The organism is Saccharopolyspora sp. 7B (assembly GCF_020177435.1).
GTDB classification, from domain to species: Bacteria; Actinomycetota; Actinomycetes; order Mycobacteriales; family Pseudonocardiaceae; genus Saccharopolyspora_C; species Saccharopolyspora_C gregorii.
In genome coordinates this window covers 15,143-38,848 of record NZ_JAIUKC010000088.1, presented here as the reverse complement: position 1 = coordinate 38,848, position 23,706 = coordinate 15,143, and the positions used below count along the sequence as shown (strand labels likewise).

Annotated in this window: 20 protein-coding genes, 1 tRNA gene and 1 pseudogene; 6 read left to right on the top strand and 16 right to left on the bottom strand. The window is 74.1% G+C overall.

What is annotated here, in order from left to right:
• Positions 1-13 precede the first annotated feature (13 nt).
• The 5 genes from LCD33_RS15155 to LCD33_RS15135 are packed head-to-tail and all read right to left on the bottom strand — an operon-like array spanning position 14 to position 5,967.
• The gene (locus tag LCD33_RS15155; RefSeq protein ID WP_224967504.1) at positions 14-925 is read right to left on the bottom strand and encodes an NAD(P)-dependent oxidoreductase; all 912 of its coding nucleotides are present in this window, start codon (positions 923-925) and stop codon (positions 14-16) included.
• On the bottom strand, positions 922-1,830 hold the full coding sequence (locus tag LCD33_RS15150) for a hypothetical protein (protein ID WP_224967502.1): 909 nt from the start codon (positions 1,828-1,830) through the stop codon (positions 922-924). Before LCD33_RS15150 ends, LCD33_RS15155 begins: the two co-directional genes overlap by 4 nt.
• On the bottom strand, positions 1,827-4,517 hold the full coding sequence (locus LCD33_RS15145; protein ID WP_224977971.1) for a PEP/pyruvate-binding domain-containing protein: 2,691 nt from the start codon (positions 4,515-4,517) through the stop codon (positions 1,827-1,829). Before LCD33_RS15145 ends, LCD33_RS15150 begins: the two co-directional genes overlap by 4 nt.
• Positions 4,517-5,161, bottom strand: a complete 645-nt coding sequence (locus tag LCD33_RS15140; protein WP_224961821.1) for an isoprenylcysteine carboxylmethyltransferase family protein — start codon at positions 5,159-5,161, stop codon at positions 4,517-4,519. The genes LCD33_RS15145 and LCD33_RS15140 overlap by 1 nt, the downstream gene beginning before the upstream one ends.
• A complete protein-coding gene (locus LCD33_RS15135) occupies positions 5,158-5,967 on the bottom strand; it encodes an AfsA-related hotdog domain-containing protein (RefSeq protein ID WP_224961820.1) in 810 nt (269 codons plus the stop codon). Before LCD33_RS15135 ends, LCD33_RS15140 begins: the two co-directional genes overlap by 4 nt.
• Before the next feature lie 511 nt (positions 5,968-6,478).
• Between LCD33_RS15135 and LCD33_RS15130 the strand changes: the two genes are divergently transcribed.
• From LCD33_RS15130 to LCD33_RS15120, 3 genes are read left to right on the top strand one after another with little or no spacing between them, the layout of a single operon-like run.
• The gene (locus tag LCD33_RS15130) at positions 6,479-7,054 is read left to right on the top strand and encodes a UTRA domain-containing protein (protein ID WP_224961818.1); all 576 of its coding nucleotides are present in this window, start codon (positions 6,479-6,481) and stop codon (positions 7,052-7,054) included.
• 42 nt (positions 7,055-7,096) lie between these two features.
• Positions 7,097-7,498 carry a PaaI family thioesterase gene (locus LCD33_RS15125; protein WP_224961815.1) on the top strand — a complete coding sequence of 134 codons (402 nt, stop codon included), beginning with the start codon at positions 7,097-7,099 and terminating at the stop codon, positions 7,496-7,498.
• Positions 7,495-8,085: a cysteine hydrolase family protein gene (locus LCD33_RS15120; protein ID WP_224961813.1), complete on the top strand. Its 591-nt coding sequence runs from the start codon at positions 7,495-7,497 to the stop codon at positions 8,083-8,085. The genes LCD33_RS15125 and LCD33_RS15120 overlap by 4 nt, the downstream gene beginning before the upstream one ends.
• Before the next feature lie 16 nt (positions 8,086-8,101).
• On the opposite strand, the gene LCD33_RS15115 is transcribed toward LCD33_RS15120, so the two are convergent.
• Positions 8,102-8,626 carry a TIGR02611 family protein gene (locus tag LCD33_RS15115; protein ID WP_224961811.1) on the bottom strand — a complete coding sequence of 175 codons (525 nt, stop codon included), beginning with the start codon at positions 8,624-8,626 and terminating at the stop codon, positions 8,102-8,104.
• Positions 8,627-8,661: 35 nt separating this feature from the next.
• The gene (locus tag LCD33_RS15110; protein ID WP_224961809.1) at positions 8,662-9,333 is read right to left on the bottom strand and encodes a DUF3159 domain-containing protein; all 672 of its coding nucleotides are present in this window, start codon (positions 9,331-9,333) and stop codon (positions 8,662-8,664) included.
• A 456-nt stretch (positions 9,334-9,789) separates the two neighbouring features.
• Between LCD33_RS15110 and LCD33_RS15105 the strand changes: the two are divergent.
• Positions 9,790-10,321: pseudogene (locus LCD33_RS15105) on the top strand (response regulator transcription factor); the annotation flags it as partial.
• Positions 10,322-11,147: 826 nt separating this feature from the next.
• On the opposite strand, the gene LCD33_RS15100 reads toward LCD33_RS15105, so the two are convergent.
• Entirely contained in the window at positions 11,148-12,113 is a 966-nt protein-coding gene (locus LCD33_RS15100) for an SDR family oxidoreductase (RefSeq protein ID WP_224961807.1), read from the bottom strand.
• Between the two features lie 101 nt (positions 12,114-12,214).
• On the opposite strand from LCD33_RS15100, the gene LCD33_RS15095 reads away from it, so the two are divergent.
• Complete coding sequence (locus LCD33_RS15095; RefSeq protein WP_224977970.1) at positions 12,215-12,883, top strand: TetR/AcrR family transcriptional regulator; 669 nt, start codon at positions 12,215-12,217, stop codon at positions 12,881-12,883.
• Between the two features lie 48 nt (positions 12,884-12,931).
• On the opposite strand, the gene LCD33_RS15090 is transcribed toward LCD33_RS15095, so the two are convergent.
• From LCD33_RS15090 to LCD33_RS15060, 7 genes are all read right to left on the bottom strand, one after another.
• Positions 12,932-14,419: a trypsin-like serine protease gene (locus LCD33_RS15090; protein WP_224961802.1), complete on the bottom strand. Its 1,488-nt coding sequence runs from the start codon at positions 14,417-14,419 to the stop codon at positions 12,932-12,934.
• A gap of 148 nt (positions 14,420-14,567) precedes the next feature.
• Positions 14,568-15,137, bottom strand: coding sequence for a thymidine kinase (locus tag LCD33_RS15085; protein ID WP_224961799.1), 570 nt, complete (start codon positions 15,135-15,137; stop codon positions 14,568-14,570).
• Between the two features lie 533 nt (positions 15,138-15,670).
• Positions 15,671-15,743 (bottom strand) — tRNA-Ala (locus tag LCD33_RS15080).
• Between the two features lie 149 nt (positions 15,744-15,892).
• Complete coding sequence (locus tag LCD33_RS15075; RefSeq protein ID WP_224977969.1) at positions 15,893-17,293, bottom strand: NAD(P)/FAD-dependent oxidoreductase; 1,401 nt, start codon at positions 17,291-17,293, stop codon at positions 15,893-15,895.
• Positions 17,283-17,522, bottom strand: a complete 240-nt coding sequence (locus LCD33_RS15070; protein ID WP_224960918.1) for a DUF6158 family protein — start codon at positions 17,520-17,522, stop codon at positions 17,283-17,285. The genes LCD33_RS15075 and LCD33_RS15070 overlap by 11 nt, the downstream gene beginning before the upstream one ends.
• A gap of 15 nt (positions 17,523-17,537) precedes the next feature.
• Positions 17,538-17,894, bottom strand: coding sequence for a WhiB family transcriptional regulator (locus LCD33_RS15065; RefSeq protein ID WP_308011280.1), 357 nt, complete (start codon positions 17,892-17,894; stop codon positions 17,538-17,540).
• Between the two features lie 63 nt (positions 17,895-17,957).
• Complete coding sequence (locus tag LCD33_RS15060) at positions 17,958-18,782, bottom strand: GNAT family N-acetyltransferase (protein WP_224977968.1); 825 nt, start codon at positions 18,780-18,782, stop codon at positions 17,958-17,960.
• A 137-nt stretch (positions 18,783-18,919) separates the two neighbouring features.
• Here LCD33_RS15060 and LCD33_RS15055 point away from each other — a divergent pair, with 137 nt between their 5' ends.
• Positions 18,920-20,893 carry a UvrD-helicase domain-containing protein gene (locus LCD33_RS15055; RefSeq protein WP_224967485.1) on the top strand — a complete coding sequence of 658 codons (1,974 nt, stop codon included), beginning with the start codon at positions 18,920-18,922 and terminating at the stop codon, positions 20,891-20,893.
• A gap of 140 nt (positions 20,894-21,033) precedes the next feature.
• Here LCD33_RS15055 and LCD33_RS15050 read toward each other — a convergent pair whose 3' ends face one another.
• Positions 21,034-23,640, bottom strand: a complete 2,607-nt coding sequence (locus LCD33_RS15050; protein WP_224977967.1) for an AAA family ATPase — start codon at positions 23,638-23,640, stop codon at positions 21,034-21,036.
• Positions 23,641-23,706 lie beyond the last annotated feature (66 nt).

Sequence of the window (23,706 nt, the reverse complement as noted above, 5' to 3'; positions counted from 1 at the left end):
CCATCCTCCCCGGTCAGCTCGTCCGGTCCGCGGTGAGGTGCGCGCGGTACCAGTCGAGGGAGCGGGCGAAGCCGACGTCGAAGGGGGTGGGTGCGCGGCCGGTGGCCCGCCACGCGGCGGTGGCGTCGAAGTACCGGTCACGGGCCAGCAGGGACAGCTGGTCGGCGGCGCCGGGCAGCCGTCGCACCGCCTCCCGATAGGACAGGTCCTGCCGGGGTGCGGGCACCCCGAGATCGTGGACGAGCCGGTCGACCAGCTCCCGCACCGGCACCGGCCGCGGGTGGTCCGCGTGCAGCACCCGGCCCGGCGGCGCGCCGTCGACGGCCAGTGCCGCGATGATCTCGGCGAGGTCGTCCACCCACACCATGCCGAGCCGGGGCCGGGCTCCCTCGATCGTGCTGCCGGTCGCGGCGAGCAGCCGGGCGAGGCCGGGTACCACCCAGCGGTCCCCTGCGCCGTACACGAAGTAGGGACGGACGACGGTGCCGCCCGCGGCGAGCACCGCGTTCTCCCCGGCGAGCCGGGTCTCGCTGGTCACCGACTCCGGGCGGGGCCGCACCTCGTCCTCGGCGGGTCCGCGGTGCTCGCCGCGGCCGTAGACGGCGGCGGTGCCGAGCTGCACGAAGCGGTGCACGCCCGCGCCGCGCGCCTCCGCCAGCAGCGCCCGCGCGCCCGCGTCGTTCACGGCCCGGCAGGTGTCCGGGTCGGAGCCGACGGCGGCGGCCAGGTGCACCACCGCGTCCACGCCCGCACAGCTCCCGCGCAGCGAAGCCGGATCGGCCAGGTCGCCTTCGACCTGCTCGTCATCGCCACCGGTGCGCCGGTGGTGCACCAGGGTGCGCAGCCGCACCCCGCGCTCCCGCAGCGCCCGGCGGGTGGCCGCGCCGACGAACCCGGTCGCGCCCGTCACCAGCAATTCCGTCATGCCCAGCTCACCACCGCCGCTTGGCACACCAGTGCCGCGTACCAACCGAGCACGAAGGTCATCGCCGGCCCGGCGGGCCAGGCGCGGCTGCCGCCGAAGAACCGCCGCGCCCCGACGGCGGGCAGCGCCAGCGCGCAGTACGGCAGCAGCCGCCCCAGGTCGGCGGCTCCGTCGAGCTCCCACGGCCGGAACAGCACCGCGGCGGAGGCGGCGGCCAGCGCCGGTGCGGCCAGCACCAGCACCGCGCCGCCGACGGGCCCGACGACGTTCGAGTACAGCCGCGCATCGGCCGGGGCCGTCCACGCCGTCTTGCGGGCGAACTCGAAGTGCAGGAACACGCAGGAGAAGCACCCGATCAACCCGATCACGGCCGGGTCGAGCCCGCCGGTGGCCGAGACGCACACGTACACGCTCAGCAGCACCTGCACCGGATAGGTGATCGCGAGGTTCGGGAACAGCGCGTCCCGCAGCCGCGCCGACCGGCGCTCCAGCACCACCAGCAGCAGCGCGTAACCCAGGTCCAGCGCCAACACCGCCACCGAGACCGCCTCGACCAGCGCGTTCGCCAGCACCAGCAGCGCGGCGAACAGCAGCATCCAGCGCCGCAGCTCGACCGCGGTGATGGAGCCGCGCACCAGCGGCCTGCCGGGGTTGTGCTCCCGGTCGTAGTCGAGGTCCTTCTGCTCGTCGACCATCCGCAGGTACAGCAGCACCAGGCCGACCGAGCAGATCCGCACCGCCGTGCCCGCCGACGGCGCCCACCGGTCACCGGCGACGACGGCGAGCGACCCCTCCAGCGCGAGCACCCACAGCACCGCGTACGTGCAGTAGACCTTCGGCGGGAACACATCCAGCACGAACCGGCCCAGCCGAGCTCCCGCCCCGGGAGCGGCGGTGGTGGTCACGACGGCACCTCCAGCACGGTGACCTCCCCGGAGGCGCCGTCGACGGCGATCCGCGCCCCGTCCGGGATGGCGGTGGTGGCGCCGCGCAGCGACACCACGGTGGGAATGCCGAACTTGCGGCCGGTGATCGCGGTGTGCGACAGCATGGTGCCGCGCTCCACGACGATGCCCTTCGCGGTGAGCATCAGGAACAGCCAGCCCGGATCGGTCTCGCGGGCGATGAGGATCATGTCCTCGCCGGGTTCGACGGGGTCGCGCGGATCGAGCACGATCCGCGCGGTGCCTTCGACGCGGCCACTGCTGGAGCCGAGGCCGCGCAGCTCTCCCCCGCCGGGGTCGGCGGCGGCCCGCACGGCGCCGAGGGAGGTGGTGACGCCGCCGAGGGTGCTGAACCGCTCGGGCAGTTCCGGCGGGTCCTGCTCGAACTCGGCCTTGCGGACGGCGGCGACGGCGCCGAGGTCGCGGGTGACGCCGGTGCCGTCGAAGTGGCCGAACACCTCGTCCTCGGTCAGGTGCACCACGTCGGCGGCGGAGCGCAGCACGCCCTGCGCGGCGAGGTCCTCGCCGAGCGAGTGGAAGACCGTCTTGGCGAGGCCGAACAGTTCGCTGCGGCAGTAGCGCGAGTTCTCCCGGTGCCGCACGCTGCGGCGCAGCTTGTCGAGCAGCCGCCGCAGCACGGCGAGCTTCGGGGAGCGGGCACCGAGGGCCGCGGTGAGCCGCCGCTCGGCGTCGGCGCGGATGCGCTCCTCCCGCTCGACGAAGGTGGCCCGGTCCAGGCCGACTCGGGCGTAGTCGGCGACCGTGCGCAGCAGTGCGCCGGGTTGGGCGCGCAGCGTCGGCTGTTCCATCTTCAGGTCCTGCACGCTGCGGTCCCCGTAGCGGTGCAGGTGCTCGTGCACCGCTACGCGGAACGCGTCCCCGTGCCGACCACCGTCCACTTCGGACCACACCTGCGCGGCGGGCCGGTCGTCCATCGCAGCGAGGAACTCCGGCCGGGCGCGGGCGAGTTCGGCGAGGCCGACGGCGGAGAGCACGGCGGCTTCGCCGCGGTTGCGCTCGCCGCCGCACAGCAGGTCGTTGAGCACGCCCTCGTCCAGCCCCGGCGCCCACTTCGCGAGCAGCCCGCGGACGGCGCCGGTGGTGGCCGACAGCACCGAGTCGTTGATCAGCGTGACGCCCCAGTGCGCGCCGACCTCCCGCCACGCGGCGCGGAAATCGGCGATCCGGGCCAGCGGGTCCCGCTGCGCCCAGTCCACCGCGCGACGCGGTGCGATCACGCCTTCCCACCAGGTCTCGAACTCGCGCATGGCGCGGTCGTGCCGGGCCAGCGCCCGCAGCAGCCGGGCGAGCGGGCCGGCGAGCCTGCCGACGACTCCCGGCCACGTCGGCGCCAGCGAGCGCAGCGAGCCCTCGCCGCTGACGGGCAGGCCCATCATCTGCTCCCAGGAAGCCCGCAGCAGCGGGAAGAACGCGACCTGACCGTGCAGGTGCAGCCACGAGTCGAGGTCGTAGTAGACGCGGCCGCCGAGGTACCCGATCATCCGCTCCAGCTCGGGCCCGCTCGCGTCGAGCAGGTCCCGGTCCACGCCGTAGCGGCGGTACAGGTCGTGGAAGATCGTGCGGTAGAAGCCCCGGGCGAACGAGTAGGTCAGCGCGGTCGTGGTGCCGGAGAAGCTCTCGGTGACGTTCGCGTTGCTCCACTGCTTGCGGGTGGACAGGTCGATCGCGATGGGCCGGGCCTGCACGAGGCGGATGGTGCCGTCCTCGGTGAGCACGCCTTCGACGTCCTGCGGGGCGCCGAACAGCGCCGCGACCCGGGCGCCGAGCGCGGCGACCTCCCGCACCTGCGCTTCGTCGAGCACGGGCGCGTCGCGCAGTTCCGGCGGCACCGGCAGCGGGACGGGCCCGGCGTCGGGGCGGTCCGGGTCGAGACCGAGGCGTTCCGGTTTGTGCGCGAGGTGCGACTCGCAGCGGCCGGTGGCCGAGCGCAGGAAGTAGTGGTCCACGCCGACCTTCTCCTGCACGACGCCTTCGCCGATGCCGTGCCCGGCGGCGAGCACCGCGTCGTCGGCGCCGGTGGCCGGATCGCAGGTGAACAGCACGAAGGACTTGGCGCCCAGCACCATCTCCTGCACGCCGACGGACACCGCGAACCCGTCGAGCGCGAGCCCCTGGACGTGCCGGTACAGCAGCGCTTCGGCGGTGAACCCGGACGCCCAGCACTCGCGGACCCGGTCCAGGACCCGGTCCCGGCCCACGTACAGGAAGCTCTCCCCCATGCCCGCGAACGGGTCGGCGGCGGAATCCTCGCTCTCCCGCTCGGAACGGCCCACGCTGGAGGAGCGGACGGCGACCAGCGAGCCGGGCGCGAAGGTCGCGTCGAACGCGTCGAGCACGGACCGCTCGACCCCGGCGGGGAACGGGACGTCGAGGAACAGGTCGCGGATGGCCTTCGCGGCGGCGTCGAGGGAGGCGCGGTCGGTGAAGTCGATGGCGTCCAGCTCGCGGCGGATCCCACCGCCGATCTCGCGCGCCACGTCGCGGAAGACGGCGGCGTCGAGGCAGCAGAACCGCGGCACCGGCAGGCCGGCGGCCCGCATCTCGGCGAGGCGCGCGAACTTGTTGCCGACCTGCGCGCCGGTCGGCCGGGCGTCGTCGTGGATCATCGCGGCGGTCACCGGTCCCATCACCACACCGCCGGGATGAGCCGGGGGCGGTTCCGCGCGTAGTCGGGGTAGTCGGGCAGCCGCATCAGCGTGTCCTCCTCGACGAGGACGCGGCGCACCACGGCGGGCACCATGAGCGCGGCGAACGCGAGCACCCCGTACGGGTTCAGGAACGCGACCACCAGCCCGAGGTGGGCGAACACCATGCCGGTGTAGGCGGGGTGGCGCACCAGCCGGTAGGGCCCGGTGCTGACGATCGCGTGCCCGTCGACGGTGCGGACGCGGTGCGAGTAGAAGCGGCCGAGCCGGTGCACGGCGGTGAGCCGCAGCACGACTCCACCGAAGAACACGGCGACGGCGGCGGTGCGGCCGAGCCCCCACCCGTCCCAGGTGTTCGGCGGCAGCGCGACGGCGGCGAGGACGGCGAGCCGGGACAGCCCGTAGAGCTGCAGGCTGCCGCGGTCGGCGGAACTGGTCTCCTGCACCGATCCCTGGAAGGTGACGCGGGATTCGACCAGCGTCCACCCCAGGTAGGCGAGCAGGACGGCGGCTTCGCCGGACGCGGGATCACCGTCGAGCAGGCGGCCGCCGATGCCCCAGGCGAGCACCAGCATCCCGCACAGGAAGATCGCGGGCGGGAAGAGGCTTTCCAGCTTGCGGTTCATCGTGCTGCTTCCCGGTTGGCCCAGCGCAGGTGGTCGTACACGCGCGGGGGAACGATCATGCCGGTGAGCCGGACGGAGCCGATCACGTCGCCTGCGGCGAGCAGGTCCACGGCGAACTCGACGCGCTTGCGCCGCATGGTCATCGTGGTGGTGCGGAGCCGGACGTCCTCGGTGGCGGCGACGGGGCGGCGCTGCTCGTGCCGGACCCCGTTGAGCACGTACTTCCAGTCGTGCGCCACGTCCCACACCTGGTGCCCGACCAGGGTGATCAACTGGCGGGCGCCTTCGACGAGTTCGAGCGCGGAGCGGTGCCGAGGGTCGCGGCGGCGCAGCGCGTGGTCCGGCGCGAAGTCGAGGATCCGCGCGGTGCAACCGGAATCGTCGCCGGTGAAGTCGCCGATGGCGACGTTCTCCGCGCGGTGGCGGTGCACCAGCTCCCGATCGACCGGTACCGGTGCGGGCAGCACGGGGCCGGGTGGCGGCGGGTCGTGGTGGTCGCGCAGCGACACGTTCCCGTCGGCGACGACGAGGCCGCCGGAGGAGCAGTACGCGTCCCAGCGCTCCCCGTCGGTCGCCGGGCTGCTCATCAGCACTTCGACCGGGCGGTCGAGCTCGCAGAAGTGGTGGAACTCCACGGCCAGCTCCGCGACTCGGCCGGGGGACGCCGAGGCGAGCCCGGCGATGCCGTCGAGCAGCAGCATCGCGGGCAGGTGGTCCAGCGGGTGGTCGAAGAAGAACGCGTCCGTCGGATCGGAGACCATTGATCCGGTCATCGTGTGCACGACGGAGTCGATCGTGACGCTCATGTTTCTCCTCAAGGCCCGGGGAAGTCGCCGAATGGTCCGGTCGCCTATTCCAGGACTACCGGAAGTTGATCTAGTGGAATTCCCAGTGTTGGCCGGAGAGGCACCAGCGCCCCCGGCGCACCCAGCGGCGATCAACGGAGAAACCGAGCATCCAGCCCGCCTTCTAGGGAAATCAGCAGTCCTCGACATCAGGACTCCTGCGCTGGTCCCGAGCCCGCGATGATCCCCACCACGCGGGCGGACATGCCATTTTCCGCACCGCGTCGCGCATTTCACCCGCGAAGCGGGGAAATCAGCGGACCGAATCACCGGAAACCGGAGCTGCGCACCGCGACAACGCCGGGACCCCATTCCGGCGATCCCCGTGCGAAAGGCACCCGGTGCCTTTCCGGGCCGCGAGGACCGCGACCACCCGATCGGCGACGCCGACTCCGGCGGCGGTTCCGCGGCCCGGCACCGGCGCGGTGCGACGATGACTCGCGGACGACGCAGCCCACCCGAGGAGGTGCCGATGAGCGCGGCGGAGCACGACGACGAGGGCGGCGCGGCCACCGGCCCGCCGCGGGTGGCGCGGCTCGACGCCCGCGAGCGGCTGAGCCGGGCGCGCCGGGAGCGGAACGAGGGGGCCTTCCTCGCCGATGCCGCCGCGCAGGGTTTCGTCCCCGACTCGTCCACCCAGGTCTGGTTCGAACCGGCCGCCGACCTCGCCGAGCCGTTCGGGATCCGCGCCGGGGACGAGATCTGCGTCCGCGACCGGGTGCTGCGCGCCGACGGGCACCCGGTGCTGCTGGCGGTCTCCCGGTTCCCGCGGTCGATCACCGCCGGGACCGCGCTGGAACGCCCCGACACCGGGCCGGGCGGCGCACCGGCCCGCCTCGACGAGCTCGGCCACGGCGCCACCCGCTACGAGGAGGTCGTCACCGCCGCGATGGCGACCGAGCTGGAACGGCGGGCGCTGGAGACCGAACGCGCACCGCTGCTGCACGTGCGCCGCACCACGTGGAGCGGGGACCGCGTCGTCGAGCTCACCGACGTGAAGATGCCCGCCGGCGCCGCCGAACTCCGCTACTCCTGGGACGCCTGCTGACCGTCACCCGTCGCGCGTGCCCCGGCGGACCGGACCAGGAGCGTGGATGTTGCGCGAGATGCCGTACTCGGCCTCTCGTTCGACGAGATCACCCCGACCTCGGTGCGCGGCTCGGTCGCCGCGGACGAACGCCACCACCGGCCCTGGGGAATCGTCCACGGTGGACTGCACACCGCGGTCGTCGAAACCTTCGCCACCACCGGGGCCTACGAAGCGGTCGAGGACCACGGGCAGCAGGCGGTCGGCGTCGCCAACGCCACCGACTTCCTACGCCCGCACCGCAGCGGCAGGCTCGACGTCGAGGCCGTCGCGATCAGCCAGGACCGCACCCAGCAGCTGTGGCAGGTGGCACCGATCCAGCAGGGCGGACGCGCCCGGACCGGACCGCGCCCGCCCCTGAACCGTGGCCGCTTCCGCCGGGCGGACGGCAGGATCGGGGCATGAACGGGAAGTGCGCCGTGCTGGCGCTGCACTGGCAGATCAACGTCATCGCGCCGGAAGGGTTCTTCGGCGACCTGCTCGCCGCTCCGGTCGCGCGCAGCGGAGTGGTGGCGCGCGCCGCCCGGTTCCACGCGGCCGCCGCCGCAGCGGGCGCCGAACTGGTCTTCACCCGCTTCACCGTGCCCGCCGGGGAGGGCGAGCTGGTCCGCAACACCGAGTTCATGCGCGCAGTCGGCGACGCGCAGGAGTCGTTCCGCCCCGACGCTCCGGGCGCGGCGCTGGTCCCGGAGCTGGCCGGACAACCGGGCCTGGTGGTGGACAACCAGAAGCTGTCCGGGCTCGCGGGCAACGATCTCGCCACCTGGTTGCGCGACCGCGGGGTCGGGACGCTGTTCCTCACCGGCGTCGCCACCGACCTCACGGTCGAGCAGACCGCCCGGCACGCCACCGACCTGGGCTTCCAGGTGCACGTCGTCACCGACTGCACGGCGGCCGCCGAGGAGGCGACGCACCGGGCGTCCCTCGCGGCGCTCGCGCGGACCACGGCGGGCAACCGCACCGCGGCGGAGGCGCTCGCCGCCTGCCGGTAGGCCGGGGCCCGGCACGTCAGCCGAGCGGGGACGCGAGCCACGGGAGGTCGAGGCCGATCAGGCCCGCGCCGAACTCCAGCGCCCCGAGCAGCCACACCGTGCCCAGCACCACGGCGCCGGTGCCCGCGAGCAGCAGCAGGCGCACCGCGGGGTGCCGCCCGCGCTGCCACGCGTCCCACCGGTCGTACCCGCGGCGCAGGAAGGCGAGCGCGCGGCGGGCCGGCTCGAACTCGGTGCCGAGCACGGCGAGGCCCGCGAACGCCACGACCCAGCCCGGCCCCGGGTACGGGATCATGACGATCCCGGCGACGAGCACCGCGGAACCGGCGATGCCGACCCCGGTACGCCACGCGACGTCGGCGGCGCGATTGCGGCGGGCTCGTTCCCGCTGCCCGCGGTACCGGTCGCGGAGGCTCGGGCGTGCCGTGGCGGCGGGCTCGGTGGCGGCGGGCCCGGCCGGGTCGAGTTCGGCCGTCGCGGATCCGGTCGCGGATTCAGCAGCGGATTCGGCGGCGGCTTCGGTAGTGGCGGTGCCGGTCACGGTCGTCCTCCGGGCCTGCTGCGCGTGCGGTCCGCTCACGACTTCCGGAGGAGGCGCTTGCTGCTGCGGCGGAACGCCCAGACGACGACCAGCGCGCCGAGCACCGTCAGCGGCGTCCCCATCGCGACGCGGGCCACCGCCAGCCCACCGGTCGTGTCGATGACGTAGAGCCACTGCTGCACCGCGAACCGGGCGCCGAACACGAGCGCCGCCGCGAGGGTGGCGAGGTCGTGGGCGCGCAGGCTCGGCCGGTCCTCCCGCCACGGGTTCGTCCCGCCGTGCAACAGGTTCCAGACCACGCCGGTCACCGGCCGCCGGGCCAGCAGCGAGCCCGCGGTGAGCACGAACCCGGCCAGCGCGGCCCAGATCCCGATGGCGAAGAAGTCCTTCGCCGACCCGGTCCACGCGGCGAGGCCCACGGCGACGCCGACCGCGACCAGCCCGCCGACGGCGGAGGCGAACTTCTCGCCGCGCAGCATCCGGAACGCGGTCAGCAGCACGGCGGCGCCGACCGACACGGCGATGGTCACCGACAGCGGCAGGAACGAGTTCGCCCCGGCGAAGACGATGACGGGTGCCGTGGAGTACACGAATCCCACCGGCCCGCCGACCTGGTCCAGCACCGACGGCTTCGGCGCCTCGGCCGCGACGGCCTCGATGCGCTCGGTCGGCCGCTCGTCCCGCACTTCCTGCTCCACGTTCGTCATGGCCTTCGCTCCTCGATCGACATCCGGTGACGAGGAGAAGGAGAAGCCGTGCCGCAACGTCATGCTCAAGGCACTGCGACGCACGTCACACCGAGGGGTCGCCACTACCGCCCCTGGTCCACATCGGACACTCTGCTCGGTCCATCCACATCGGACACTCCCGCGCCGCCCAGGCCGTCCCGGATCCGCATTCCGGCCGGGCTCCGCCGCCATCGGCGTCGATCCGCGCGGCACCGGGCCATCCGCCGTCATCGCGGCCACCGCCGAGTTCCGGCGCGGCGGCGGGCGCTGCGCGGGGGCGGGCGCCCGCCGGGATCGTGACGAACTCGGGACATCCCCCGGACGTAGCGGTGACCCGGCGGGCCGACGCTGAGCGGGGTGATCACTTCTCCGGCCGGGGCGCGCCCCGGTGCGCCCGTCGCGAGTGCGCCCGGTGCTGCTGTGATACTCGATCAGGTGTCACGCGTGCTGTTGATCGAGGATGATCCCGCCGTCCGCCGCGGTCTCGAACTGGGCCTGTCCCAGCAGGGGCACCAGGTCCACGGCGTGGAAACCGGCGAAGCGGGGCTCGACCAGCTGCGGGCCGATCCCCCGGACGTCGTGGTCCTCGACCTGATGCTGCCCGGGATGAACGGCTTCGAGGTGTGCCGGCGAATCCGCGCGGGCGGCGAACTCCCGGTGATCGTGCTGACCGCGCGCGGGGACGACATCGACGTGGTGGCCGGGTTGGAAGCGGGCGCCGACGACTACGTGGTCAAGCCGGTGCGGGCCAGGGTGCTCGAAGCGCGCCTGCGCGCCGTGCTCCGGCGCACCGCCCGCCCGCAGGCCGACCTGGAGCGCCACCCGGCTGTCCATCGACCGCGCCGCGCTGCTGGTCGCCAAGGACGGCGACCCGGTGCGGCTGACCCCGACGGAACTGCGGCTGCTGCTGGAGCTGTCCGCGAGCCCCGGCCGCGTGCACAGCCGCCAGCAGATCTCGCGCGGGGTGAACCCGGCGGAGTTGAGGCCTCGGGGTGCCAGCACCTCCTGCTGGAGGGTCTGCACCTGCCGCAGGAGTTCGCCGAGCAGGTTCGGCGGCAGCGAACCACCTCCGGCGGCGGCAGCAGCGATGGTGCTGACCAGGCGTTCCTCGGTGGCCGCGGTGAGGTGCACGACGGCGACCACCCGGCATTCGACCACGCTCATCAGGTGGGCCCGCTCCAGTTCGCGCGTCACCAGGACCGCGGGAGCGGTGGAACCGGCCGCCGTCCGCCGCATGCGGGCCACCACGTCGGAGGTGACCCGGTCGGTCGCGAACACCCACACGTCCACGTCCGACGGCTGGTCGGTGGACCCGACGAACACGTCGAGGCTGCTCACCAGCGTCTCGGTGAGGCCGACCAGCGTGATCGGATCGGGGGCCCACACCGCCACGCGCGTTCGCTGCCCGCTCTCCCCCGCGGTCCTGGTCCCCGCAGCGTGGGGCTTCGCCTCGACCTCGGTCGCCATGATCACCCTCCGAACGCCCTCGGCCGCGGTGGTGGCGGCGGACCGGTGCGGCCCGACCCGCCGTTCCACGGCGTCGCGTGCTTGCTCCGCAATTCTGCGGCGGCGCCGCGGGCCGGCGGGGTGGTCCGGGGCCGGGTACGGGAATCCCCTCGGCTGCGCTGGTCCGGATGGCCGAGGCCGCACCACCGGTTCCTGCTGCTCGACCGTCCTGGGTGGACTCTTCGGTCGGCGCGGACGTTCCCGCCCCCGCGTTCGAGGGGTTCCCGGCCGGTCCGCGGCACCCCGCCTGCCGGATCGAGCGGAGCAGGGCGCCGCCGCTCGCCCGACTAGCCGGCGGGGGCTTCCACGGCGGGGAACCGCAGCCCGATCAGCTCTTCGGAGGTCGTCCAGATGCGCCGTGCCTCGTCGGTGCTGCGCAGGCCGGGGTACGGCTCCTGCTCGGCGGGCGGACCGGAGAAGTGGCGGAAACCGCTGGGTCCGTAGAACCGGCCGCCCTCCGCGCCGGGTGCCGTGGCGGCGTGCAGCGCGGGCAGCGCGGGCAGCGACGCCGTGTCCACCGTCCCGAACAGGACGCCGCGCGCGGACAGGGCGCGGATGAACCGCGCCTTCGCGGTGTCCCGGCCGCGGCCGACCTCGGGCCGGGCGGCGAGGAGGTTCGTGGGTGACACCCCCGGGTGGCAGAGGTTGCTGGTGATGCCCCAACCGCCCTCCCGGCTGCGCCGGTCGAGTTCCAGGCCGAACAGGCCGAGCGCGATCTTCGACTGGCTGTAGGCCCGGTTCCCGCGGTAGTTCCGCTCCCACTGGAGGTCGTCCCAGTTGATGCCGTGCCGCCCGGCGGCGACGCTGAGCTGCGAGGTGACCCGGGCACGGCCCGCGCGCAGCAGCGGCAGCAATCCGGCGACGAGCGCGACGTGCCCGAGGTGGTTGGTGCCGAACTGGAGCTCGAAGCCGTCCTCGGTGGTGCGCCGCTCGGGCGGGGTCATCACCCCGGCGTTGTTCACCAGGACGTGGATCGGCCGCCCTTCCCCGGCGAGCCGGTCCGCGAGCGCGGCGATGGACGCGAGCGAGGACAGGTCGAGCTCGCGCAGCGACACCTCGGCCCCGGGATGCCGGTGGCGGATCTTCGCGATCGCGGCATCGCCCTTGCGCGGGTTGCGGACCGGCAGCACGACTTCCGCGCCGGCGCCGGCGAGCCGGGTCGCCAGCCCCAGTCCGACGCCGTCGCTCGCTCCGGTGACCACCGCGAGCCTGCCGGTGAGGTCGGGGGCCGGGATGTCCGGGGTGGTCGCCATGTTCGTGCCTCCTGCTGGTCCACGGTATCCTGACACCCGTCAGACACTACCTGACAGGTGTCAGGATTCCACTGCGGAGCGAAAGCGGGGAGGACGAGCGCATGGCGACCGACGAACCGACCGGCGCGGCACGGCGGCCGGGACGGCCCGGGCCGGGCTCGCGGCCGGCACCGGACGAGGCCGAGGTCCTCCGGCGAGGCGTGGAGGCGTTCGCCGACCTCGGCTACGAGCGCGCCTCGGCGCGGGAACTCGCGCGACGCCTCGGCGTCAGCCACAACTTCATCAACGACCGCTACGGGTCCAAGTCCCGCTTCTGGCGGGCCGCGGTCGATTCCGTCCTCGAAGCCGACCAGCGGGAACGCGAGCGGCTGGCCGGGGCCGGATTGGACGATGCCGAGCTGGTCCGCGCCGTGATCCACCACTTCTACCGGTCCGCCGTCGAAGTGCCGCTGTTCGGGCGGTTGCTCGCCGACGAGTTCGGCCGGGAGTCCGAGCGCCTGGACCACCTGCACGAGAAGTACGTCGCGCCGACGCTGCGCCCGCTGCTCCCGGCGGTCGAACGACTCATGGCTGCGGGACGCCTGCCCCTGGTGCCGGTCGACGTGCTCTTCTTCGCCGTGATCAGCCCGGTCGCCGGGCTGGTGCAGCTGCCGCTGGCGCACCGGCGCGGCCGCGCCGCGCCGGTGACCCGGGACGGCCAGTTGCGCACCGCCCGCCAGCTCGCCGACCTGATCGCGGACGGCCTCCTCGGGCGGCACCCGGAGTCCTGAGCGGACCGAGCGGCACCGCGCGCCGGTCGCGCGCGGTGCCGGTGGCGGTCAGGCCGCGCCGGGCAGCGCGCAGTCCGGGCGGGAGAGATCGATGCCCGATCCGGGCGTGAGGCACGCGGGGATCGCCGCCGTCTGCTGCGCGTAGCGCCGCTGCGGGTGGACGGTGACCACGCCTTCCTCGTCCACCTCGCACGGGTTGTCCGCGGTGCAGACCTCGCCCGAGGTGTTGCTGGAGTTGTGGATCCCGACGACGGCACCGGTGGCCGGGTCGAGCAGCGGCGAACCGGAACCGCCCGCGTCGGGCAGGCAGTCCTCGGTGTACCGGATCGCCTGCCGCTGGGAGTAGCCCTCCTCGCGCAGCTCCGGCACGATGCCCGCGACGGCGCAGCTCCAGGTGTCCTGCAATCCGCCCGAGACGACGTCGATCGCGTCGGCCTGCCGCGGGGCCCGGGCGGAGAGCTCGAAGACCTTGACGCCCTCGTCCGCGAGCTGCGCGTAGGTCTTGTCCAACCGGTACAGCGCGACGTCGGTGCCGGTCATGGTGGCGTACACCAGGTCGGTGGTCTTCGCGGTCGTCACCGGCCCGTCGGTGCCGAGGACGCCGACCATCTGCTCCTCGGGGCGTTCGACGACCACGTCGCCGGGCGCGGGACGTGCGCCGCTGGTGCAGTGCCCGTTGGTGAGCACCAGCGCCGGGTCCTGCGGCCTGGTCGCGCCGGTGCGGACGATGGAGGCGGAGCAGTCGCCGACGACCGCCGCCCCTTCCAGGGTGGGGTTGCGGTCGGCGGTCATGGACTCGATCCAGGACCGCATCGCCGCCACGTCCGTGTAGACGACGGGCTGCCCCTTCCCGTTGCTGCCGTGCACGGCACCGGCCAGCGCCCAGCCATCGCCGTCCTCGACGAGCGCGGGCCCGCCGGAATCCATGTTGGTCGCGGCGGTGCTGCCGTCGCGGGCCCCGACGCAGATCTCGTCCGCGCCGATCCCGGACCGTTCGCAGGCGTCGGCGGGCTGCACCTCGGTGTCGGCTTCCCGCAGGTGCGCGGGGAAGCACTCCGGGGCGTTCTCGTCGCAGGTCACCCCCCAGCCCATGATCCGGGTGGGCGTCCCGGCGGGCGGTGTCCGCGCCGCGATCGGGATCGGGGCGCCCTTCGCCGGGGTCCGCAACCGCAGCAGGGCGATGTCGTTGCCCTGCTGCCCGCTGGGGTGGGCGATGAACTCGTCGACGTCGATCAGCTCACCGCCCGAGGCGGGGTCGACCGACCCGAGCCGGACCCGCCAGTCCACCGGATGTCCCGTGGTGGCCTGGTCGTCGGTCCGCGCGCAGTGCGCGGCGGTGACCACCCACTCCGGCGAGATCAGCGTGACCCCGCAGACGTGACCGTCCGGCCGGGGTGATTCGGGCCGCTGGAGCGACCCCGTGAACGGGTAGGCGTTCGGCGACTCCTCGCCACCGGTGATGGCTGTCGCGGCGGGTGCGGTCAACACCGCCACGGCCAGCGCGACGCCGGTCGCGGCTGCGGCACGGACGCGCATGGGTGGAACTCCTTCGCTTGTGCGGAACCGACGAGGACCACGGTTCCGCCGCGATGTCCGCGCTCCGACCCCGGAACGTCACGAGCGTGGAACAAGATCCGTCGCGGCCGGGGCCGCACGGGCGTTTCCCCGCCACGAAGGCGGCCGGTCAGCCGAGGGTGCCGACGTTGCGCAGGTAGCAGTTCCCGCACATGGACTCGTAGCCGACTTCGCCGTCGATGGCGACCTGGCTGCCGTCCCGGGTGAACTCGCCGTCGAGGGTGCGCGCGTTGAACGTGGCCTTGCGCCCGCAGCGGCAGACGGTCTTGAGCTCCTCGATGGAGTGCGCCAGTTCCATCAACCGGAGGCTGCCCGGGAAGCCGCGGGTGCGGAAGTCGCTGCGCAGCCCGTAGGCGATGACCGGGATCCCGTCGAGCACGGCGAGCCGGAACAGGTCCTCCACCTGGGGCCCGGTGAGGAACTGGGCTTCGTCGACGAGGACGCAGTCCGGTGCGCCCCCGGCGAGCACCGCGTCCCGCAGCAGGTCGTCCTCGCCGGGCACCACGTCGACCTCGCGGGTCACCATGATCCGGGACAGCACCACCGGGCTCTTGGTGTCGAGCTTCGGCTTCACCACGACGACGCGCTGCCCGCGCTCCTGGTAGTTGTGGGCCACCTGGATCAGCGCCGTCGACTTGCCCGAGTTCATCGCGCCGTACCGGAAGTAGAGCTTCGCCACGACCGGGAAGCTAACCACAGCCCCACCGGCCGAGGTCGCGGCACCGGCCGGACGCGTCCCCCATCAGGCGCCCAGGAACGCGGTCACCGCCGCGATCGAGGAACCCACAGCTCGCCGCAACGCCGCACGCGGCTGGCAACGCAGGAGAATCCGCTCGCACGTGAGGGGAGGATCGCACGCCGCTCTCGGCGACCTCCAGACCGTTCAGCGAACCCCTCAGCGGCAGGGTCTGGCGCTGAGGCTGAGGGGCGCGAAGAAAGGGGTGGTCACCCGGTTAGCCACCCGATGCGGAAACAGGCCCGGCACTCAGCTGAGCACCGGACCTGCTACCTGCGATTCCAGGGTGGAGGTTGCGGGAGCTTACTCGAACACAAAACCGCTGGTCAGTGAGCAGACCAGGAACGCTCCACAACGTCAGGAGCCAACGAAAAGCGACCACCGCACCGTGGGGGTCCGGGGGGGGGCGGCCCCCGCGATAAACACGCGGAACGCAAAAGGCTCGCGCTCTCCGCGAGCGCGAGCCTCCTATTGCGTGGAGCTGACGGGATTCGAACCCGTGACCCCTTGACTGCCAGTCAAGTGCGCTACCAACTGCGCCACAGCCCCTGATTCACTTGTGCGGCTCCCGATTCCGGTGGTCCGGCCCCGTTCGCCTCGTGCCTGCATACAGTACAACAGGCCCGCGAAGCCCCCGCGAAGGGGGTCCCCCTCGATCTTCGAGAGGCGGTCGCGGGACTGTGCGCTGCGCCGACGGTTCACCCGGCGCGGCCGTGCTCGGTGGGCAGGCCCCGGGTGTTGGCGGCCTTGACGAACGCGGACCGCGGGTCGTGGAGTTCGCCGAGGGCGACGGTCTGCCGCCGCAGCGGGATCTCCAGCAGCCAGTCGCCGAGGATGCGGGCCTTCAGCCGCAGCGTCGGCAGCTTCGCCAGGTGGTAGGCGCGGTGCAGCAACCACGCGGGCAGGCCCTTGAGCTTGATGCCGTACACCTCGGCGGCGCCTTGGAACAGGCCGAGCCCGGCGACGGATCCGGCGTAGCGGTGCCGGTACTCCTGCTGCTCGTGGCCGCGCAGCAGCGCGACGACGTTGTCGGCGAGCACCCGCGCCTGGCGCACCGCGTGCTGGGCGGACGGCCCGCACAGCGCGTCGGCCTTGTCACTGGTCAGGTCGGGGACGGCGGCGCAGTCGCCGGCGGCGAACACGTCCTGGGTGCCGCGGACCTGCAGCTTCGCGGTGCACTCCACCCGGCCCTTGCCGTCGCGGGGCAGGTCGGAGTCCTCCAGCATCGGGTGCGGTTTGACCCCGGCGGTCCAGGCGATCGTGTCCGCGTCGAACTCGTCGCCGTCGGAGAGCACCACGTGCCCGTCGGTGAGGGTCTTCGCGGTGGTGTCGGTCTTCACCTCGATGCGGCGTTCCTCCAGGCGGCGGCGGGTGTACTCGCCCATCGGCGCGCTGACCTCGGGCATGATGCGGCCGGTCGCCTCCACCATGATCCAGCGCATGTCGCCGGGTTCGAGGGTGCGGTAGGCGCGGATCGCCTCCCGGGCCATGCTCTCCAGCTCGGCGATCGCCTCGATGCCCGCGTAGCCGCCGCCGATGAACAGGAACGTCAGCAACCGCCGCCGCAGCTCCGAATCGGAGGTGCTGGCGGCGATGTCCAGCCGGGACAGCACGTGGTTGCGCAGGTAGATGGCCTCGCCGATGGTCTTGAAGCCCACGCCCCGCTCGGACAGGCCCGGGATGGGCAGCGCCCGCGACACCGAACCGGGCACGACGACGAGCACGTCGTAGGTGAGGTGCTCCTCGGTGCCGTCGGCGAGCGTGGCGGTCAGCTCGCGGCTGCGGTGGTCGATGCAGGTGACCTGGGCGGTGAGGACCTCGCTGCGCCGCAACGCCTGCCGCAGCGGCACCACCACGTGCCGCGGTTCGACGGATCCGGCGGCCGCCTCCGGCAAGAACGGCTGGTAGGTCATGTGCGACTGCGGGTCGATGACGGTGATCCGCGCTTCGCCGGGTTCCAGCCGCTTCTGCAGCCGCAGCGCCACGGTCAGGCCCACGTGGCCGCCGCCGACGATGACGATCCGCGGCTTCCGGCCCGGCGAGCCCGGGGCGGGCCGGTGGTCGCGGGACGGGTCCGTCTGGTCCGTTTCAGCTGCCATGAACCGGGTCTCCTCTCGCGCCCGCGCGGGTCCGCCGCGGATCCACCTGGCGGTCGGGATGCCTGCGCAGGTACTCCTGTTCCAGTTCGAACGACCGCGCGGTGTGCTCGCGCAGCGCGTCCGGCGCTCCGTGCAGGAACGTCTCGTTGCGGGTGCGGTGCAGCCGTTCCAGCTCGCGCAGCAGGTCCGGCTCGGCGAGCTCGTCGGCGGGCACTCCGGTGGGGGTCATGTCGGCCTCCGCCGGTCACGCCGCGGCGCGCGGCTTCGGCACCCGCTTCGCCAGCAGGTCCTGCCGTTCCCGTTCGCTGAGCCCGCCCCAGACGCCGTACGGCTCCTGCACGGCCAGTGCGTGCTCGCGGCAGGACAGCATCACCGGGCAGCGGTGGCAGATCTGCTTCGCCTGCTCCTCCCGGTTGCTGCGGGCGCTGCCGCGCTCGTTCTCCGGGTGGAAGAACGTGCTGGTGCTCAGGTCCCGGCAGGCGGCTTGCAGCTGCCACTCCCAGGTCTCGGCCACCGGTTTGGGCAGCCGCATGGTCGCCGTCATCGTGATCACCACCTCGCCGCGGGACGGCACTGCGTTCGCCAGCGCCACAGACGTCATACCCACGGCCCCCGCGGCGGACACATGCGCCCGGCGCCACCCGGGCCACATCCGCACCAGGCGTCAGTCGAGCAGCTCGTCCACCCGCCGCGCGTAGGCGGTCACCGGGTAGACGGCTTCGAACCCGCACTCGTCGGCGAAGCGCTCAGCCGCTCCCCCTTCGTCGCCGTGCGCGGCGCCGAGCCGCGCCCCGCGCGCCCGCACCTCGTCGACGACCTCCGCGACCAGGGACGAACCGATGCCGCGCCGCCTGCGCCCCGGCCGCACCACGACCTGCTCGACGAGGCCGACGCCGCGTTCCGCGAAGCCCTGGGCGAATCCGGCGATGCGGTCGGTTTCCGGGTCGTCGACGACGCGCAGCACGCAGCGGGGGTCGTCGCCGCGGTGCGCGAGGGTCCGCACCAGCCGCCGTTCCCCGTCGTCGGACAGGCCGGCGTCGTCGCCGATGAGCTCGGCGATGCCGCGCAGGTCGTCGTCGGTGGCGGGCCGGACGTCCCGGCTGGGCGTCTTGTCCTCGCGGTGCAGCAGCGCCATCTGCTCCTCGACGGCGCGCCAGCCGGAGTCGTCGGCGATGCCCTCGATCTCGGCGACCGTGGTCGGCGAGGCGTACACGATCGCTTCGGGCCGCCCGGCGTCCGCGAAGGACCGCTCCAAGGTGAGCAGCGTCGTGGCGACCTCGGCGAGCGTGCCCCACAGGCCGACGGCGTGGTTGCCCGCGGGCAGCGGGTCGTCCTGGTTGAGCACCACGGTGGCGGCTCCGACGCGGCCGATGCGGCCGTAGCGGATGGCGCCGGAGGCGAGGCGGGCGGTTTCGACGAGCCCGGCGAGCTCCCGCGCCTGTCGCGGGTCGAGCAGGGCTTCGTCGTCCGGATCGTGCAGCGGGTCCACACGTCCATTGTGGAGGTGGTGACGCCCGGTTTCGCACCGCCCTGCGACATTGAGGTGATCCCGCTTCGCAGGTCTCGTTTTCCGCGCGGAAGACCGTAATGTCGGTAGAGCACCTGCGTGCGAACCGGGGAGTCTCCGTGACAGGGACCTACGATCACCACCGCGAGCGGCTGCGGCGCGAGGCCGACGAGCAACTGCGCGCCCGACCCCCGTTGCCGAGCTGGCAGAAGCGGGTCGTGGAGCGGTTCGCGGTGGAACGCGGTTCCGGCTGGTACACGTTGCTGAACCAGTTCGCCCCGCACACCCCGGACAACCGGCCGGACGCGGTGCTGGTCGGGCCGGGCGGGGTGCTGGTGGTGCTGCTGTGCGAGCACGAACCGCCGGTGGCGGCGGCGCGGGCCGCGTTCGTGTGGACCGCGGAGCTGCTCGCGGGCCTGGCCACGCCGCACGGGCTGCTCACCGAAGCGGTCGTGCGCACCGTGGTGGTGTTCCCGGAGGGCGGGCGCGCCACGGCCGAGGACGGCGAGCACGTGGTGGTCGCGGAGTCCGAGCTGGACCGGGTGCTGGTGTGCGCGGAACCGGTCCTGGACGGGGCGGATGCGCTGGCGGCGGCCCGGCAGCTGGACAACGGCACGTTCGACCTGACGCCGATCGCCTGGAACCCGCAGCGGATCCCGCGGCCGCGCGGCGCGGGCCAGGTCGGGGCCTCGGACCGCTCCTCCGGCCTGTTCGAGGTGCGGCGGCTGCGGGACGAGCAGGCCGAGCGGGCCCCGCACGTCGCGGTGCCGGACTGGCGCCTGTTCCTGGACGACGCGCAGCTCGGCGCGGTGCGCAGGCAGTACGGCGGCCCGGCGCGGATCTCCGGCCCGGCGGGCACCGGCAAGTCGACGCTGGCGCTGCACCGGCTGGCGCACCTGGCGCGGCGCGGCCCGGGGCGGCTGCTGTTCACCTCGCACCTGGAGTCGCTGCCGGAGCTGGCGCGGGAGCAGTTCCGCGCGCTGGCCCCGCAGGTCGCGCACCGGGTGGAGTTCCGGAACCTGCACGAGTGGGCCGCGGAACTGCTCGCCGAACGCGGCCGGGACACGGTGGTCGACGAGCATCGGGTGGACGCGGCGTTCACCGCGGTGTGGGAGCGGTCCGGGCGGTCCGGGCCGCTCGCCGCCGCACGACCATCGAGGCACTACTGGAAGGACGAGATCGACCGGGTGATCAAGGGCCGCGGGCTGGGCACCTTGGAGTCGTACCGATCGGCGACGCGGCGCGGGCGCGGCGGTCAGCTCAGCCCCGCGTTCCGCGCGCACGTCTGGGAGTTCTACTGCGAGTACGAGCGGGAACTGTGCGAGCGCGGCATCTACGACCGCAACGACGTGCTGATCCGCGCGCTCGACGAGCTCGGCCGCACCCCGCTGGGCCGGGTGTACTCGGGGGTCGCGGTCGACGAGGTGCAGGACCTGACCCTGGTCGGGCTGCGGCTGGTGCACGCGGTCAGCGGGGACGGGCCGAACCGGTTGCTGCTGGTCGGGGACGGGCAGCAGCAGGTGTTCGCGGGCGGCTGGCGGCTGTCCGAGGCGGGGATCTCGTTGCGCGGCCGCAGCGAGGTGCTGCGGCGCAACTACCGGAACCGGGCGGCGATCGTGGAGGCCGCGGGCGAGCTGGACGCGGTGAACCGGTTCGACGACATCGACGGGGCCCCGGCGGTCACGTTGCGCTCCTCGCTGCCGGTGCTCAGCGGCGGTGAAGTGGTGCGCTGGAACGGGGTCGCGCAGCGGGACGCGGTGCTGGCGGCGCTGCGCGGGCTCGACGCGGGTGCGGGCACCGCGGTGCTGACCCGCTCCCGCACGGCCGCGGAGGAGTGGACCGAGGTGCTGCGCCGCGGTGGTGTCCCGGCACGGCGGCTGGCGCCGTGGTCGCCGGAGCCGGCGGCGGTGCTGGTGGGAACTCTGCTGGAGGCGAAGGGCTTCGAGTTCCGGGCGGTGTTCCTGCCGGACGAGCGCAGGCCGATGGGCTTCTACCGCGACGAGCTGGAGGCGCTGCAACGCCAGCTCCTGGTCGCCACCACCCGGGCCCGCGATTACCTCTGGATCGGAGCCCTGGAGGAATCCGACGAGTGACGACCCGCGGCGCCCCGTCCGCACGGTCCTGTCAGCGGCGGAGCCGCTGAGCAGCGACCACGCATGCACCCGGCACCGCAGCGCGGAGAGCGCTGAGGTTCCGCCACCCGACCCCTTCTCAGAAGGAGCCGACGGGCCGTTCACCCGAGCAGGTCGCGGAGTTGGGTCCTGGTGCTGACGCCGAGCTTCGGGAACGAGCGGTACAGGTGCGACCCGACGGTGCGGGGGGACAGGTACAGCCGGTCGCCGATCTCCCGGTTGGTGAGGCCGCGGGCGGCGAGCCGGATGATCTGCTGCTGCTGCGGGCTGAGCCCGGCGAGCACGTCCGGGGCGGGTGCGGCGGGTTCGGCGCCGCCGGAGGCGCGGAGTTCCGCTTCGGCGCGGGCGGTCCACGGTTCGGCGCCGAGCCTGCGGAAGGTGTCGAGCGCTTCGGCGAGCGGCGCGCGGGCTTCGCTGATGCGGCGGGCCCGGCGCAGCCACGCGGCCTGGTCGAGCAGCGCGCGGGCCCGCTCGAACGGCCACCGGCCGGTGCGGGGGTCGGCGAGCGCCGCCGCGTAGTGCGGTTCGGGGTCGGTGGCGAGCTGCGCGCGGGCGTGCTCCAGCAGCGCCCGCTGCCGCGGGGACGCGCCGCCGCCGAGCCTGCGTTCCGCGGAGTCCACGACGTGCTCGGCGTCGTGCCCGGAGCCGAGGCGGTTCGCGGCGGCGGCCAGATCGGGCAGGGCTGCGATGGACTGGTGGTAGTGCTCGAACCCGCCGTCCGCGGTGAAGGCGCGGCGCAGTTGCGCGTAGGCGGTGGCGTGGTCGCCGTCGGCCGCGGCGACGAGGCCGAGCACGTAGCGGGCGCGGACGGCCACCATCCGGCTCACCGACGGGTCCACCGTGGACAGTGCTTCGGCGGCGAGTTCCCGCGCCCGGGCGGTGTCCCCGCGCAGCGCGAGCACCGCGGCGTCCATGGTGCGGGAGCCGGCGACGACGTGCGGGAGTTCGGCGCGGGCCCCGTTGTGCACCGAGTCGGCGGCGATGGCGCGCGCCTGCGTCCAGTGCCCGGCCTCGAACAGCGCCCACCCGTGGGCGCAGCCGAGCCCTTCGGGCAGCGGCCCGCGGACCCGCCACTGGTCGAAGGCCTGCTCGAACAGCCGCAGCGCGATCGGCGCCTCGTCGAGCAGCCAGGCGATGGTGGCGACGGCGATGGCCCGCCCGGGCCCGGAGTCGGCGTCGGCGAGCGCGGGCAGCCGCGGCAGCACGTCCTCCCGGCTGCCGATCGGGTCGGCGACGGCCCGCACCCACGCTTCGGTGACCGGGTCGTGCGGCCCGTCGATCTCGGGGAGGGCGGCGATGACCTCGTCGCCGCGGCCGGGTTCCGCCCAGTAGTAGGCGACGACGGCGGCGGTGCCGAGCGCGTCGAGCGCGGTCGCCGGGTCGCGGTGCGCGAGGTCGGTGGCGGTGCGGGTGAGCTGGGCGAACGCGGCGGCGTGCCGGTGGCTGACGGTGAGGGCCTGCCCGGCGCGCAGCGCGGCGACGGCGAGCAGCCCGGGGTCGTCGGTGCGGTCCACGACGCGGGCGGCGAGGTCTTCGACCCAGCCGGAGCGGGCGGTGAACAGCGCGGAGTTCGCGGCGAGCACCAGCCGCCGGGCCTGGTCGGCGCGGTCGGGGCTGAGCTCGGCGGCGCGTTCCAGCGCGGTGGCGGCGGCCGCGTAGCCACCGCGCCGCCGGGCCCGTTCGGCGGTGTCCTCCAGGCGGGCGGCGACGTCCTCGTCGGGTCCGGTCGCGGCGGCGGCGAGGTGCCAGGCGTGCCGGTCCGGTTCGGCGCGGGTGGCGTCGGCGAGGACGAAGTGGGCGCGGCGGCGCTGCTCGAACGGCGCCGAGTGGTACAGGGCGGAGCGCACCAGCGGGTGCCGGAACCGGAACCGGGTGCCGTCCCAGCGCACCAGCCCGACGCGTTCGGCCGGGGCCCACCCGTCACCGGGCGCGTGCACCGGGTCGGGCGTGTCGGCGGCGGCGAGTTCCAGCAGGAGTTCCCTGGTGCGCTCGGGCAGTTCCTGCGCCCGCGCCGCGAAGATCTTCTCCAGCCGTTCGGTGGTGGCCAGCGGCCCGGGTCCGGTCTCCTGCGGGACGGCGGCGAGTTCGACGAGCGCGAGCGGGTTGCCCCCCGCTTCGGCGAGGACCCGCATCCGCCGCGCGCCTGCCGGGGGCTGCGGCAGCGCGTTGAGGACGCGGTTCGCGTCGAGTTCGCCGAGCGGTTCGAGGCGCAGCGTCGGCAGCCCGTCCATGCCGGGCAGCGGTTCGTCCTCGCGGGCGCCGATGAGCAGGCTCAGCGGTTCGGTCCCGATGCGGCGGGCGAGGAACGCGAGCAGGTCGAGGCTGGCCCGGTCCAGCCAGTGCGCGTCGTCGACGACGAGCGGGCCGCCGTGCTCGGCGAGCAGTTCCAGCGCGGCGAGGCCCAGCCGCAGCACGTCGGGTTCGTCGTCGCCGCGGTCCATGCCGAACGCGCAGCGCAGCCGAGCGGTCTCCGGCCGGTCCGGGGCGCGGCGCAGCAGCGGCGCGAGCAACCGGTGCAGCCCGGCGAAGGCCAGGTTCGCTTCGCTCTCGCTGCCCGCGATCCGCAGCGCGCCCGGTCCGGCGACGGCGTCGAGCAGCGTGGTCTTGCCCATGCCGGGGTCGCCGGTGACGACCAGCACGTGCCCGGTGCCGTGCGCGGTCCGGCGCAGCTGCGCGAGCTCCCGCTCCCGGCCGATGATCTCCTGCATCCGCGGCCTCCCGGCCTCCGACTCTAGCCCCGCCCCGGCAGGTGCAGTCACGTGACGGATACCCCG